The sequence below is a fragment of the Clostridium sp. AF28-12 genome (assembly GCF_003435225.1).
Taxonomy (GTDB): Bacteria; Bacillota; Clostridia; order Lachnospirales; family Lachnospiraceae; genus Pilosibacter; species Pilosibacter fragilis.
In genome coordinates, this window is sequence record NZ_QWGJ01000014.1 from 17,418 (window position 1) to 31,818 (window position 14,401).

Here is a 14,401-nt window from a genome sequence, read left to right on the forward strand (position 1 = left end):
TTGCTTCACTGTATCATAAATTTCAACAAAATCAAGAGGTTTGGCAAAACTGGTCGTTCTGGTGACAAAAGTGGTAGGTCAGGCTACTTGTAAGGAGCCTTTGCACAGTCTATAATAGTAGCAGGACATTATTTTGTGGAGGTTGTCGAAATGCTGAAGTACCATGTTGCAGTCTGCGATGATGAGAAGTCAGACCTTGATGGCATTGTTCAAAGCGTTCAGCAGTACGATGTGCAAGGTTGCTTTGACATTGAAACTTACATGGATGGGAATGAACTTCTGAGCGAATTGCAGATGCAGAAGAAATCCTTTGATTTGCTGCTGCTCGACATTGAGATGCCATCCAACGGCTTTCAGCTGGCACAATCTCTGATTCAAATGGAGAAGCATCCCTTGGTGGTATTTGTCACGAAGCGGCACGAATATGCTGTGCAGGGATATGGTATTGCATTCCGTTATCTTGTTAAGCCCTTGGATCAGACGCTGTTCGCTGCGGCGATGGATGCCGTCCTTCAGGAACTGAACTCCAAACATTTCACGATTGAATACGATGGTGTCACCATGTCCTTGGAAACATCGGACATTTACTTTCTGGAAAGCCACGGACATAAAGTTCTGATCCACTGCAAGGAGCAAGACCTTACATTGAGAATGAGCATTCCTGAAGCCTTGGAGCAGCTTCCCAAACGATGCTTCGTGTCGCCACACAAAAGTTATCTTGTCAATATGGAACACATTGTTTACGCTACTGGAACCGCTGTTTTTCTTTCCAGCGGACATCAGCTGCCGATCAGCAGGAGGAAGCGTCAGGAGTTCAATCAAAATTTCAACGCTTATTTGGGAAGATGATGCTTTATTATTTCGTTGAGTTTGCAGGGAGTTTTGCCAACATCGCCCTGTTGCTGCTTTTCATCGGTCGGCTGTTTCCTCAAAAGGAACCCATTTCAAGATGGTTCTATGTGTATGTTGCACTTTTTATCGCTGGGCAGTGTGCTTTGAGCTTATTTCCGAATTGGGTGACGCAGCGCACAGTCTATCTTTTGGTTGGCGGATTCCTCCTTGCGTTGCTATTCTACGAAGTGCGGCCATGGCAGGCGGTTTTCGCAAGTGGAGCTTTCTTTACACTGGCTGCTTTGGTGGAAGTGTTTGCAATGCTCCTGATTGGACTGCGCATCCCGGACACCGACATTCTGATGCAAGCTGGGGCAGCACGGTTGATTTATGTCGTTTTTTCAAACCTGATACAAATTCTGCTCGTAGTCCTGGTCTCACATTTTTTCAGCCGAAAAGGAAATGCTCTGCGCATCCTATGGCTGTTGCCAATCATTGCAATCCAAGTCGCAAGCATCGCGGTTTGTTATGTAGCACAGTATCATGCTGCGGATGAGTATTTCCCGGATTATATGGTCGGCCTTATGGCTGTGCTTCTCCTTATAAACATCCTGATTGTGTTCTATGTGGAAGCTCTCCGGGAAAATGAACTGGAAAAATTCAAAGTCAAGTTCAACGAGCAGCAGTACAATCTTCAAATGGAATACTACCAGCAGCTCAAAGAACGTCAGGAAGAAGTCCGTTCCCTGCGGCATGATGTGAAGAAATATATTCTGGCGATGCAGGCGGTTGCAGAACACGGCGATACCGAAGAACTTCACAAGATTGCACAAGCTGCCACGGATATTTTTGAGCGTTCCACAAATGTTTCTGCTGTCGGAAACCCTGTTGTGGATGCTCTTTTAAATTATTACCTGCGAATCGCAGAGAAGAATAACATCAAGGTCAAACTGGATGTGACGATTCCTGAAGTTCTGACGATCTCATCGTTGTCTTTGAGCATCATTATCGGAAACACATTTGACAACGCCATTGAAGCCTGTTGCGACTTGCCAGCGGAACAGAGAATCATTCATCTACAACTGCGCAAGCAGTATCGCAGTCTCTTTTATCGGCTTGAGAATCCATACAGCGATACCGTCCGTAGCATCCGCATCGGAGAGTATCACGGTCACGGACTAAAGAACATAAATCGTATCGTTCAGGAGAATCATGGTGACTTCTATACGAAAAAGAAAGACGGTGTGTTTACCGTCCAAGTCCGCCTGAACTGCGAAAATTAAATATGTTTCCACAGCCAAATGATCAGCCTTTATACTGATTGTTTGGCTCTTTATTTTGTAAAGGAGCGTGATGCCATGACCCAACCGAAAACCAACCTTGCCTATCTCCGCAGCGAGAAAGCCAAAGCGGAGCAGAAGCTGCGCTCTTGCCAGCACCGGGAAAAGATCCTTGAACGCAGGATGTCAGAGCTGAACCGGAGAGAGCGTGTGCACCGTCTTTGTACTCGTGCCGGAATGCTGGAAAGCTTTCTGGTCTGTCCGGGAGAACTGACCGACGATCAGGTGATGGAGCTTTTGAAGATCTCATTCCGTCAACCTGAAGTCGTGCTGGCGCTTGCAAAGATGGTGCATGACGTTCACGAACGAAGCAACGTCCAAAACCCTTTAGAATAAAGGGCGCAATTATACACCGTTCCGGTGAAATTGCGGTCTTGCAGACGGCTCGATGAAATCGAAGCTGGCGTTTGTGCGCCAGCCCGATTCCATCCCAAGGAAAACTGCATTTTCCTTGCGCTGCGTTGCAGCTATCCTTTTGCAGCTCCCGCCTAAGACCGAAGCGTACAGCACTCCGTTCCAAGGCGGCGAGTACAACCGAATACGATTCCAGACCGTTCAACAAGAGTTATCTTGCTGGGCGGTCTTTTTGTTTGGGGGTGATGCCTATGCCGTGTCCGCATTTCAAAATCACCATCGTCAAGCGCAGCCAAGGGCAGTCCGCTGTTGCCGGGGCCGCTTACCAGAGCGGCGAACGGCTGTTCAGCGAGTACGACCAGAAAACAAAATTCTACAACAAAAAGAAAGAGCTTGTCCACGCCGAGATTATGCTGCCGTCCCATGCGCCGCCCGGATTTGCAGACCGGGCGACCCTCTGGAACGCCGTGGAAGCCGTGGAGAATCAATGGAACTCGCAGCTTGCCCGCCGCATCGTGCTGGCGCTCCCAGTGGAAGTTCCGAAAGAGCAGTATCTTCCCATGCTCAAAGAATTTTGCAATGAGCAGTTCGTTTCCAAAGGCATGATAGCCGATTTTGCCATCCACGACAAGGGAGATGGCAACCCACACGCCCACGTTCTGCTGACGCTCCGAGCAATGGACGAACACGGCAAGTGGCTCCCGAAAGCCCGAAAGGTATACGACCTTGACGAGAACGGCGAGCGCATCCGGCTCCCTTCCGGCAACTGGAAATGCCACAAGGAAAGCACCGTGGACTGGAACGACCAGAAGTACGCCGAGGTCTGGCGGCATGGCTGGGAGACCATCACCAACCGCTATCTGGAAGCTGCTGGCAGACCGGAACGTGTTGACCTGCGCTCCTTTGAGCGGCAGGGCATCCAGCAGATACCGACCGTCCATCTCGGCCCCGCTGCTCACCAGATGGAGAAGCGAGGAATCGAAACCTTTCTCGGAAATCTCAATCGGGATATTCGCACTGCCAACAGCCTGATGCAGTCCATCCGCAGCACCATCCGTGGGCTGCAACGCTGGATCGCAGACCTGACCGAAAAGAAGCAGATTCTTTTGGATGCACTGGAACAAGCAAAGGAACCCACGCTGTCCGATCTGCTGGTGGACTACTTCAACCTCCGCAATGAGCAACGCAGCGATTGGTCTGGCAAGGCAAAATTGAAATGCACCGTCCGGGACTTTGAGGAAGTTAAACAGGCGGTGGACTACCTGAAAGCCCATTCCCTGAACACTGTCGAGGACTTGAACCAAGCCATTGAAAGTTTAAACCAGACCGCCGCCCCTCTCCGCAGGCAGTTGAAGCGGAACGAAAACCGTATGCGGGCAATCGCCCAGATCAAGGATGCTGCTGCCATCCATGCAAAGCTGAAACCCATCCACGATACCTTTCTAAAAAAGAACTTCAAGCTGACGAAAGATGCCTATGCCAGCCAGCACAAGGAAGAACTGGACGCTTTCAATAAAGCTGTCCGAACTATGATGAAGCTGAACGGCAGCACAACTGTGGATTTTTCGGCATTGGATGCCGAATTTTCGGCGCTGCAATCGGGCAGCGCCGAGCTGCGCAGCCAACTGGAAACCTTGCAGCCGGATATCTCCGCACTAAAAAATATCCGCAAGTATATCGACATGGTGCTGAATAAGCAGCAGCTTTCTGCACCGGGCGGTAAGACCCCAGAGAAAGAATCTGTGCTGAAACAGTTGGAGCAGCTTCAGCAAGAAAAATCAAAACACAAAGCGATTACCCCCATGAACCGCGAAGAATCGCTCTAAATTATATTTCTGCCACTGATGTGCCATTGCAGTCTGTGGCAGGAATACATAGATTTTTTACATTGTAAAACAATCCAAATGTGACTTTTTTGTTAATTCTCAAAATTATGGGTGTCTAAAGGTCTTTCTCGATGCCTACCAAGTGAGAGGATTTTTTCAAAAGCGGAGATTTGGTCTCAAGAATTACAATTCAATTACAAGTTTCTCACCAATGCTACGAAACAGGCGTTCTCGATGCCTACCAAGTGTAGGGCATCTTTTTCAAGACCATTCTCGGACTATTATGACGTTTTGTTTACAAAATTGCTTGCAATGCTACGAAATGGCCTTTTTCATCGGCTACCAAGTAGAAGGATGTTTTTCGTCCGTCAAAGTCCAGAAATCTTCCATATGTTCCTTGACAAGTGAATAGTTCAATCGTCCGGTACTTCACAAAAGGTACTTCTGTAACTCGCAGCCCGGTCATAACGAAGACGGGGTGGCTGAAATGCCAATGGTGCGGTGCAAGCCCGCCGCCGGACGATTCCCCACTCCTAGGGAAGTCGAGGACCAATATGGGAGACCTTAACTTATTAACGCAGTTGAGCACTTGTTTCGTGCTTTTCTGCGACTGGAGAATTGGAACCCACCAATTCTCGTTACATACTCTTTGTTCCTGATTTCTGCTTCAGCTGGAGGTGATCAACATTTCAGAATATCTTACCACGCAAACTCTGCTGCCGCCGTTTCTCCCATACCCACGCTTCCTTTTGGAACTTGACCTGAGCCAGACTGCAAAAATGACTTATGTGCTGCTGCTCGACCGTGCCACGCTCTCGCAGAAAAATCTCTGGATAGATGAACGTGGTTTCGTGTTTGTCATTTTTACGATTTGCTCTTTGGCTGAGCAGCTAGGGCGCAGCACTGTCAGTGTTTCCAGTGCGCTTAAGGAATTGGACGCTGCGGGATTGATTGAGCGCAGACGAACGCGGTTTTCTTCGCCCAATCACATCTTTGTGAAAATTCCAAATGTTGAATAGTTCTGCGTTTTTCACGATTCAAGAACCGCCAAAATCACGATTCTGCGATGCAGATTCTTAATGGCATCTGCAAAAGAGATTTTTCCTATGCAGTATAGCAGCCTTTAAGACTGTATCAAAGAAAACTTTCACCTAACCAACGTAATAAAACAAAAAGAGAAAAACGAATAGAATCCATCCATTCCTTTCCGTATTTGCACCACATGAATGAGGAGGTCTGCCCTTGAACAAAGAAAAATCTGAGAAGAAGCCCACTACACGCAAACGTGCGCCGAGAAGTCCGAAGTCTGTGCGCCTGATCGTGGAACGCCATTATATCGGCAATGTGCCGATGAATACGCTTTTTCAGCGGCTTGCGGAAGAAGAAATTCGTAAAACTGCCGAATCGTATCTCGCCGCTGGCTAATTGGACGTTTTACTGCGGAAAAGGGCTTGCATCATCACGCAGCATCCGCTACAATGTGATTGATGAGGTCTCTTTTCCATTATGGAGGTACACATGGAAAAGGACAAAAAAGTAACTGCTTTATACTGCCGACTGTCAAAAGATGACGGTTCAAACAGCGAAAGCCTGAGCATCCGCACTCAAAAGGCGATGCTTATGGAGTATGCCACACGCAACGGTTTCGGGAATTGCCAGTTCTACGTTGATGATGGTTACAGCGGTACGAACTCTGACCGCCCTGCCTTTCAGGAACTTCTGGATGATATCCGGGAAGGAAAGGTGGCAACAGTCATTACCAAAGACCAGTCCCGACTTGGACGCAACCACATCGAAACCGGAACGTATATGGAAATCTTTTTTCCGGAACACGGTGTCCGCTATATTGCAATCAACGATGGTTATGATTCCAACGAGCAATCCCAGATGGATATTGCTCCGTTCAGAAACATCATCAATGAAATGTACGCCAAAGACACTTCCCGAAAAATCAAGAGTGCCCTTCGGACACGCAAGAAAAGCGGAAAATATATCTCCAGCGGCGCACCGTTTGGCTACCAGAAAGACCCTGCCGACCACAATCACCTTGTAATCGACCCGAACACCGCCCCCGTTGTTGAGTATATCTATTCAATGGCAGAGGAAGGGCTGGGGCTTCACCGCATCGCCAAGCGGCTCCACGATGAAAAAGTCTTGAAGCCGTGTTACTACAAGAAAGAGATGTTTGGCCGCTTTATTGATGATGAAAAGATGTTTGATTGGGACAGTGCCTATATCAGTCAGGTTCTGCACAGCCCAGTCTACGCCGGACACATCATCTACGAAGCCAAGCCCACCGTGTCCATGAAATCCAAAAAGCGCCGTTATATTCCGTTTGAAGAACGCGCTATCGTTCCGAATACACATGAAGCAATCATCCCACAAGACCGCTGGGAAAACGTGCAGCGAATCCTTTACAGCCGTTCCGGTTGTTTTATGTGTGATAAGACCGACTACGACAATATCTTCAAGGGCATCGTCCGCTGTGCAGACTGCGGCAGAACGATGTTAGTCAAGGTCGAGCACAGGCGCAAACGTAACAGTGTTCTGGATCAGACCTTTTATTGTTGCAGCACTTATCGGAAATATGGTGCGAAAGCCTGTGACTCTCATAATTTGGAAGCCCGTGTTCTGCATGAAGCTGTCTTTGCGGACATTCAGGCACACGCAAAGGCCGCTGTGAGCAATCGGGAAGCCCTTGTAAAGAAGATTGCAAATCAGATGCATCTCCGGGTGTCCTCTGACCGGGCGCAGCACAAACGGGATTTGAAGCAGTGTAAAGCACGAATCGCAGAAATCGAAGACCTGTATGCAAAACTTTATGAGGACGTATCAAAGGGACTTCTCCCGGAGAAACGTTTTCAAATGCTTGCAGATCGCTACGACAAAGAACAGGCTGAACTGACCGAGAAGATTGAGCAGTACGAGCGGGAAGGCCGTGCTGAACACGATCAGCTGGACAAGATTCAGGATTTTATTGATGAAGTCAGCAAGTACGCTGGCATCACCGAACTGAACTATAAGATTCTGCATCAGCTGATTGACAAGATTCTGGTATCCAAAGCGGAAAAGGTCGATGGCGAATACGTCCAGAAAATCCAGATTTTCTATCGCTTTATCGGCCCATTGGATGCCATCGAGTAACAATGTCAGAAAAGTCACCTCCGAGAACTATCCTACAGATGCCGGACGCGAGGGCGAGCTGATTTTCCGCAGTGTCTATGAGCTGGCAGGCTGTCAAAAGCCGATGAAAAGGCTCTGGATTTCTTCGATGGAGGACTCCGCCATAAGGGAGGGCTTTGCAAACCTGCGCCCCGGTGCGGACTATGATGGACTTCGTGATGCTGCCCTCTGCCGTGCCAAGGCGGACTGGCTGGTGGGGATCAATGCCACAAGGCTTTTTTCCGTGCTGTATCACCGCACACTCAACATCGGGCGCGTTATGTCCCCAACGCTGGCACTCATTGTCCAGCGAGAAGCTGAGATCGACACCTTTAAGCCGGTTCCCTTTTATACCGTGGCGCTGGAGCTGCCCGGTCTTACCGTATCCGGGGAGCGCATGGCGGATAAGGCTGCTGCCGAGCAGCTGAAAGAAGCCTGTCAGGGTGCAGCTGCCACAATCAAAAAGGTGGAGTGCAAGGAAAAGTCCGAAAAGCCGCCTGCCCTCTATGACCTGACTACTCTGCAAAGAGATGCCAACCGCCTGCTTGGATTTACAGCCCAGCAGACCTTGGACTATCTGCAAAGCCTATATGAAAAGAAGCTCTGTACCTATCCCCGTACTGACAGCCGCTATCTGACCGGTGATATGGCAGACAGCCTGCCGGTGCTGGTCAATCTGGTTGCCAATGCTATGCCTTTTCGCAAAGGAATCGCCATTACCTGTGACTCCCATGCGGTCATCAACGATAAGAAAGTAACCGACCACCACGCCGTAATCCCTACCAGAAATCTCAAGGACGCAGACCTTTCTGCCCTTCCTGCGGGAGAAAAAGCGGTGCTGGAGCTGGTAGCCCTGCGTCTGCTGTGCGCCGTAGCCCAGCCCCATATCTATTCGGAAACCGTTGTGATTGCCGACTGTGCCGGTGGGGAGTTTACCGCCAAAGGAAAAACAGTGAAGCACCCCGGATGGAAAGCACTGGAGGACGCTTACCGTGCCAAAATGAAGGATGCGGAGCCAAAAAAAGAGGGCGCAGAGAAAGCCCTGCCGGAGCTGACCGAAGGACAGACCCTTTCGGTTTCTGCGGCAATCGTCAAAGAAGGCAAAAGCAGTCCGCCCCAGCACTTTACGGAGGACACCCTATTGTCCGCGATGGAGACTGCCGGAAAAGAAGATATGCCGGAGGATGCCGAACGAAAAGGTCTGGGGACACCGGCCACCCGTGCTGGTATTTTGGAAAAGCTGGTATCTGCCGGTTTTCTGGAACGAAAAAAGAGCAGGAAAACGGTGCAGCTTCTCCCTTCCCACGATGCAGTCTCCCTTATCACCGTTCTGCCGGAACAGCTGCAATCTCCGCTTCTGACTGCCGAGTGGGAGTACCGCCTGGGCGAGATCGAGCGCGGGCAGCTTGCCCCGGAGGAGTTTTTGGACGGGATCAGCACCATGCTGAAAGATCTGGTGGGAACTTATCAGGTCATCAAGGGAACCGAGTACCTGTTCACTCCGCCCCGTGAGGTGGTGGGCAAATGCCCCCGCTGCGGCGGTGAAGTTGCAGAATTGCAAAAAGGCTTCTTCTGTCAGAACAAAGATTGCAAATTTGCAATCTGGAAAAACAACAAATGGTGGGCTGCCAAGAAAAAACAGCCGACCAAGGCTGTGGTGTCTGCGCTGCTGAACGATGGCCGTGTCCGTGTGACGGGGTTATATTCGGAGAAAACCGGCAAGACCTACGATGCCACTGTGGTTTTGGAGGACGATGGACAGTATGCCAATTTCAAGCTGGAATTTGACCAGCGGAAAGGAGGCAGCCGATGAAGCTCTCTTTAGTGGAACGGGAAACCATTCTCCTCTATAACCAGGCAGAACCAATGGCTGAGGTCTACACCCACGATCCCCGCCTGATGGAGAAACTGGAACTGCTGGCAAAAAAGCACCCCGACCAGATCACCCGAAAGGACGCCCATAACTTTACCGTCCCCAAGCGGTGTGTATCAGTCAGGGAGCCATACAGCGCAGAACGCCGCAAAGCTGCCAGTGAGCGTGCGAAAGCCGCCGGATACCAGCCCCCTGTGAAAAAGTCCGGCAGTTAAAGGCACATGGCAGAGAATGTATTTGAAGCAGTCAAGCAGTCGGTCAGCACCAGAGAAGCGGCAGAGTTTTATGGGATAAAAGTCAGGCGAAATGGCATGGCCTGCTGTCCTTTTCACGATGATAAGAACCCCAGCATGAAGGTAGACCAGCGATTCCACTGCTTTGGCTGCGGTGAAGATGGGGATGTGATCGACTTTATCGCAAAGCTCTTTGACCTCTCCTCAAAAGAAGCGGCGGAGAAACTGGCACAGGACTTTGGCCTGATCTATGACAGTCAGGCCCCTCCCCGCAGGAGGTATGTCCGGCAGAAAAACGAGGCACAGAAATTTCGGGAGGACCGGCAGCGGTGTTATCGCGTACTGTCCGATTACTACTATCTGCTGAAAAAATGGGAGGCCGACAATTCTCCCCGGACACCGGAGGAAGAACCGCACCCCCGTTTTGTGGAAGCAATCCAGAAAAAAACCTATGTAGAGTACCTGTTGGACCTTTTTCTTTATGAAAGTGAAGAAGAACAAAAGGCATGGATTGCAGAACACACAGCAGAAATCACACACTTGGAAAGGAGATTGAAAATCATGGCTGAGAACAAACCCACCAACCGAGAGCGGCTAAGGGAAATCACAGATGGCATCGAGCAGGGGATCAAAGAACTCTTTGAGAGTGAAAAGTATATGCGCTATCTGTCCGTCATGTCCCGCTTCCACCGCTATTCGGTAAACAACACCATGCTCATCTATATGCAGAAGCCGGACGCCACTTTGGTAGCCGGATACAATAAGTGGAAAGACCAGTTTGAGCGTCATGTAAAAAAGGGTGAGCATGGCATTACCATCATCGCCCCCACACCGTACAAGAAGAAAATCGAGGAGCAGAAACTGGACCCGGATACCAAGGCTCCGATTTTGGATAAAGACGGAAAGATCATCACAGAGGAAAAAGAAATCGAGATCCCCATGTTTCGCCCGGTCAAGGTCTTTGATGTGAGCCAGACCGATGGGAAACCTTTGCCGGAGCTTGCCTCCTCCCTTTCCGGCAATGTGCCCAATTATGAGGCATTCATGGAGGCCCTGCGCCGCAGTGCGCCGGTGCCGATCACTTTTGAAGCAATGGCCGCCGATACGGACGGCTATTTTTCTGCCGATCATCAGAAAATCGCCGTTCGTCAGGGCATGAGCGAGGTGCAGACGGTTTCGGCCACGGTCCATGAAATTGCCCACAGTAAGCTCCACAATCAGAAAAAGATTCAGATTGCCAATGACGAGAAGTATCAGGAGATCGAGCTGTTTGATAAACCCGGCCTGTTCTCCAACGGACGGATTGCCCGTGATAATCTACCGGAGGGCGTTTATTGCTATGACCTGCGCGGTTCTGATTACGACCCCGGAGAGCCAGTCTGTGTAGAAGAACGAGTGGTTGTAAACCATGCAGGCTCCGTTCTGCTGACAGAGCCGCTGGAGCTGGCGGAAGATGGACGCCTGATGCTGACCGAGGAAGAAGGGCTGAATTTTGTTGGCGGCTTTTCTACTCTCGCCCAGTTTTTGCAGGAACAGAAGAAAGACCGTCACACGGAAGAAGTAGAGGCTGAAAGCATCTCCTATGCGGTCTGCAAATATTTTGGCATTGAGACCGGAGAAAACAGCTTCGGCTATATTGCAAGCTGGAGTCAGGGCAAGGAACTGAAAGAGCTGAGAGCCAGTTTGGAGACCATCAACAAGACCTCCGGCACTTTGATTTCTGACATTGAGCGCCACTATAAGGAAATCTGCAAAGAGCGTGGAATTGACCCTCATGCAAAGGTAGAGCCGGAAACCGCCCCGATAGAGCAGCCGACCGGCAATCTAACCTACTATGTAGCAGAGTGCATGGAGTTTCCAAACCTCGGAGAATACCACGATAACCTGTCTTTGGCGGAAGCAATTCGCATTTATCAGGAGATTCCGGTAGAGCGAATGAACGGGATCAAGGGCATTGGTTTTGAGCTGAAAGATGGAAGCGACTATGAAGGACCGTTTCCGATTTTGACCGGGCATACCATTGAGCTGGACACCATTCAGGCAATCGACTATTACCGTGACAATCCGTTGGTACAGAAAGCGGTAAAGGAACTGGCTGCGGCCATGCCCGAAATGGAGGTACTGGGGGCGGATGCCAACCAGCAGGAGGCTTTGTTTCTGATCGACGATACTACCTATCTTCATATCCAGCCCTGTGACAGCGGATGGGACTACACCCTTTACGATGCTGCGTCCATGAAAGAGCTGGATGGTGGTCAGCTGGATATGCCGGAGCTTTCCTGCATGAAGGCAGTTCTCCAGATTTGTGATGATAACGATCTGGACAGCACTTCGCTCAGACACGCTCCTATGTCCATGATTGAGACCTTGCAGGAAGCGGCCTATCAGCAAATGCAGGCAGAGACCAGTCAGATGACTGCTTCTGCCCAGCTGCCGGAAGCGCAGGAGCAGGCACTGGATGAATACCCCATGCCGGATGAGCAGGTATCCACACCGGATATGCAGGAATATGGCTACTCCTATGATGGGATGTTCCCTGTTACCAGAGAACGGGCGCTGGAACTGGATGCCACCGGTTTGACCGTCTATGTGCTGCATGAGGACAATACGGAGAGCATGGTGTTTGATCCGCAGGAAATCATGGATCATGGCGGTCTTTTCGGTGTGGACCATGAGGAATGGGAGAAAAGCCCTCAGTTCCACGAAAAGGTCATGGAGCGTCAGGAACATCAGCAGAAACGCGAACAGGCATTTCTCTCTCAGAACAGAGATTGCTTTGCCATCTATCAGGTAAGTAGTGACGATCCGCAGAATGTGCGCTTTATGAATCTGGATTGGTTAAAGTCCCACGACATTTCCATAGACCGCAGCAATTATGACCTCATTTACACAGCTCCTCTGAGGGAGTCTGGCACTGTGCCGGAGCAGCTGGAAAAACTCTATCAGCAATTCAATCTGGAAAAGCCCGTGGACTTTCACAGTCCCTCCATGAGCGTCAGCGACATCGTTGCGATCAGACAGGACGGTAAGGTATCCTGTCATTACTGTGACAGTGTTGGTTTTACCCAGATCCCCGGATTCCTGCCAGAAAACCCGCTGAAAAATGCGGAAATGATGCTGGAGGACGATTACGGCATGATCGACGGTATCATCAACAATGGCGCAAAAGAACCTACGGTGGCAGAGCTGGAACAGCAGGCCCGAAGCGGTCAGCCCATTTCCCTGATGGATCTGGCTGCCGCTGCCCATCGGGAGGAACGGGAAAAGAAAAAGTCCGTCATGGAGCAGCTGAAAAGCCAGCCCAAGGCAGAACACAAAAAGACAGCACCCAAAAAGAGCGCAGAAAGGGAGATTTGATATGGGAAACTTTACTTTTGAGGAAATGAACCTGATGTGCATTTACAATACCGGCAGCCGCACCGGGCTGATTGACAGTTTGCGTGAGATGCGCGGCGAGCTTTCGCCGGAGGAAACCGAGCTGCGGGAGTTGACAGACAGCGCACTGGGCAAGCTCCAGGCCATGAGTGATGCCGAGTTTGCCGAACTGGAGCTGTACCCGGATTTTGACCAGTAAACAACATAACCGCAGGGATGGGGTGGCGATCTGCCACCCCGCCTTTTTACCCCAAAACTGAAAGGAGGACAGAACACTATGCCAACCAAAGCTGAACTATATGCACAGATGGCGGACAAGGTGGCAACACAGCTCACGGGGAGCTGGCAGGAATGGGCAGGGTTTCTCACCACTGCTTCCCGCCTTTACAAGTACCCATTCCATGAGCAGCTGATGATCTATGCCCAGCGACCGGACGCCACCGCCTGTGCGGAGTACGATTTGTGGAATGAAAAGATGGGCCGTTATGTAAGGCGCGGTTCCAAGGGAATCGCTCTGGTGGATGATTCCGGGGACAGACCTCGCCTGCGTTATGTCTTTGACATTTCCGACACCGGAACCCGTGAACATTCCCGCACTCCCTGGCTGTGGCAGTTGGAGGAGCGCCATCTGGATTCCGTGCAGGCCATGCTGGAGCGCACCTATGATGTTTCCGGTGATGATCTTGCCGGACAGCTCACGGAGGTAGCTGGAAAACTGGCCGAGGAATATTGGACGGAGCATCAGCAGGACTTCTTCTATATCGTTGACGGCTCCTTTTTGGAGGAATATGATGAGTATAACATCGGAGTGCAGTTCAAGGCAGCCGCCACCGTCAGCATCACTTACGCTTTGATGTCCCGCTGTGGACTGGAGCCGGAACGCTACTTCGACCACGAAGATTTCATGGCGATCTTTGATTTCAACACCCCGTCCACCATCGGGGCGCTGGGAACAGCGGTCAGCCAGATCAACCAGCAGGTGCTGCGGCAGATCGGCGTTACCGTCCGAAATGCAGAGCGCGAAGCCAACCAAGAAAGGAGCAAGCAAGATGAACAATCCCATGACCTACATCCAGAACGGAGACTATCAGATTCCCGACCTGAAGCTGAGCCAGCAGCCGGAGAAACCCCTGGGCAAGTACGGCAGGATGAGGAAAACCTACCTGAAGGAACACCGTCCCATCCTCTACAACCAGATGTTGCTGAGCGAGAAGCTATACCCGCACCTCATCGAGATCGACGAGACCGCCCAGAGCAGACTGGAACAGATGATGCCCCAGCTGGCGAAGGAAGCGGGAGCCACCGAGGAACTGAAAGCCAGCGATCCCATGAAGTGGGTGGGCCTGATGAACACCTGCAAAGCCCAGGCAGAGGAGATCCTGATGGCGGAGCTTATCAACAGCTGAC

At 50.7% G+C, this 14,401-nt stretch carries 12 protein-coding genes and 1 pseudogene; 12 read left to right on the forward strand and 1 reads right to left on the reverse strand.

Going from position 1 to position 14,401, the window contains the following annotated elements; translation table 11 throughout:
* Nucleotides 1-150 precede the first annotated feature (150 nt).
* The 11 genes and pseudogenes from DWY93_RS11980 to DWY93_RS12030 all read left to right on the forward strand — a co-directional run bounded on the left by DWY93_RS11980 (nt 151) and on the right by DWY93_RS12030 (nt 13,193).
* A complete protein-coding gene (locus tag DWY93_RS11980) occupies nt 151-849 on the forward strand; it encodes a LytTR family DNA-binding domain-containing protein (protein ID WP_117472332.1) in 699 nt (232 codons plus the stop codon).
* Nucleotides 846-2,114, forward strand: coding sequence for a GHKL domain-containing protein (locus DWY93_RS11985; RefSeq protein ID WP_117472334.1), 1,269 nt, complete (start codon nt 846-848; stop codon nt 2,112-2,114). Before DWY93_RS11980 ends, DWY93_RS11985 begins: the two co-directional genes overlap by 4 nt.
* A 75-nt stretch (nt 2,115-2,189) precedes the next feature.
* The gene (locus DWY93_RS11990; RefSeq protein ID WP_117472336.1) at nt 2,190-2,507 is read left to right on the forward strand and encodes a DUF3847 domain-containing protein; all 318 of its coding nucleotides are present in this window, start codon (nt 2,190-2,192) and stop codon (nt 2,505-2,507) included.
* Nucleotides 2,508-2,776: 269 nt separating this feature from the next.
* Nucleotides 2,777-4,351, forward strand: coding sequence for a MobQ family relaxase (gene mobQ / locus DWY93_RS11995; protein WP_117472338.1), 1,575 nt, complete (start codon nt 2,777-2,779; stop codon nt 4,349-4,351).
* A 677-nt stretch (nt 4,352-5,028) separates the two neighbouring features.
* On the forward strand, nt 5,029-5,370 hold the full coding sequence (locus DWY93_RS12000) for a replication initiator protein A (protein WP_097786354.1): 342 nt from the start codon (nt 5,029-5,031) through the stop codon (nt 5,368-5,370).
* A 223-nt stretch (nt 5,371-5,593) separates the two neighbouring features.
* Nucleotides 5,594-5,776: a hypothetical protein gene (locus DWY93_RS12005; protein WP_005924684.1), complete on the forward strand. Its 183-nt coding sequence runs from the start codon at nt 5,594-5,596 to the stop codon at nt 5,774-5,776.
* A gap of 93 nt (nt 5,777-5,869) precedes the next feature.
* Nucleotides 5,870-7,495, forward strand: coding sequence for a recombinase family protein (locus tag DWY93_RS12010; protein ID WP_242989847.1), 1,626 nt, complete (start codon nt 5,870-5,872; stop codon nt 7,493-7,495).
* A gap of 37 nt (nt 7,496-7,532) precedes the next feature.
* Nucleotides 7,533-9,326, forward strand: a pseudogene (locus DWY93_RS12015) (DNA topoisomerase); the annotation flags it as partial.
* A complete protein-coding gene (locus DWY93_RS12020) occupies nt 9,323-9,601 on the forward strand; it encodes a hypothetical protein (protein ID WP_004798047.1) in 279 nt (92 codons plus the stop codon). The pseudogene DWY93_RS12015 and the gene DWY93_RS12020, both read left to right, overlap by 4 nt.
* Before the next feature lie 6 nt (nt 9,602-9,607).
* Nucleotides 9,608-12,976, forward strand: a complete 3,369-nt coding sequence (locus DWY93_RS12025; protein ID WP_117472342.1) for an LPD28 domain-containing protein — start codon at nt 9,608-9,610, stop codon at nt 12,974-12,976.
* Between the two features lies 1 nt (nt 12,977).
* Complete coding sequence (locus DWY93_RS12030; RefSeq protein WP_002588976.1) at nt 12,978-13,193, forward strand: transposon-transfer assisting family protein; 216 nt, start codon at nt 12,978-12,980, stop codon at nt 13,191-13,193.
* Nucleotides 13,194-13,289: 96 nt separating this feature from the next.
* Here DWY93_RS12030 and DWY93_RS12035 read toward each other — a convergent pair whose 3' ends face one another.
* On the reverse strand, nt 13,290-14,057 hold the full coding sequence (locus tag DWY93_RS12035) for a hypothetical protein (protein ID WP_117472344.1): 768 nt from the start codon (nt 14,055-14,057) through the stop codon (nt 13,290-13,292).
* Between DWY93_RS12035 and DWY93_RS12040 the strand changes: the two genes are divergently transcribed.
* The gene (locus DWY93_RS12040; RefSeq protein WP_117472346.1) at nt 14,044-14,400 is read left to right on the forward strand and encodes a TnpV protein; all 357 of its coding nucleotides are present in this window, start codon (nt 14,044-14,046) and stop codon (nt 14,398-14,400) included. The two genes, DWY93_RS12035 and DWY93_RS12040, sit on opposite strands and share 14 nt — an antisense overlap.
* Nucleotide 14,401 lies beyond the last annotated feature (1 nt).

Excerpts from the sequence above, each read along its gene's own strand:
- DWY93_RS11985 (WP_117472334.1), top strand. The coding sequence starts at position 846 with ATGATGCTTTATTATTTCGTTGAGTTTGCAGGGAGTTTTGCCAACATC.
- DWY93_RS12020 (WP_004798047.1), top strand. The coding sequence starts at position 9,323 with ATGAAGCTCTCTTTAGTGGAACGGGAAACCATTCTCCTCTATAACCAG.
- DWY93_RS12025 (WP_117472342.1), top strand. The coding sequence starts at position 9,608 with ATGGCAGAGAATGTATTTGAAGCAGTCAAGCAGTCGGTCAGCACCAGA.
- DWY93_RS12040 (WP_117472346.1), top strand. The coding sequence starts at position 14,044 with ATGAACAATCCCATGACCTACATCCAGAACGGAGACTATCAGATTCCC.
- DWY93_RS12010 (WP_242989847.1), top strand. The coding sequence starts at position 5,870 with ATGGAAAAGGACAAAAAAGTAACTGCTTTATACTGCCGACTGTCAAAA.
- DWY93_RS12030 (WP_002588976.1), top strand. The coding sequence starts at position 12,978 with ATGGGAAACTTTACTTTTGAGGAAATGAACCTGATGTGCATTTACAAT.
- DWY93_RS11990 (WP_117472336.1), top strand. The coding sequence starts at position 2,190 with ATGACCCAACCGAAAACCAACCTTGCCTATCTCCGCAGCGAGAAAGCC.
- mobQ (WP_117472338.1), top strand. The coding sequence starts at position 2,777 with ATGCCGTGTCCGCATTTCAAAATCACCATCGTCAAGCGCAGCCAAGGG.
- DWY93_RS12035 (WP_117472344.1), bottom strand. The coding sequence starts at position 14,057 with ATGGGATTGTTCATCTTGCTTGCTCCTTTCTTGGTTGGCTTCGCGCTC.
- DWY93_RS11980 (WP_117472332.1), top strand. The coding sequence starts at position 151 with ATGCTGAAGTACCATGTTGCAGTCTGCGATGATGAGAAGTCAGACCTT.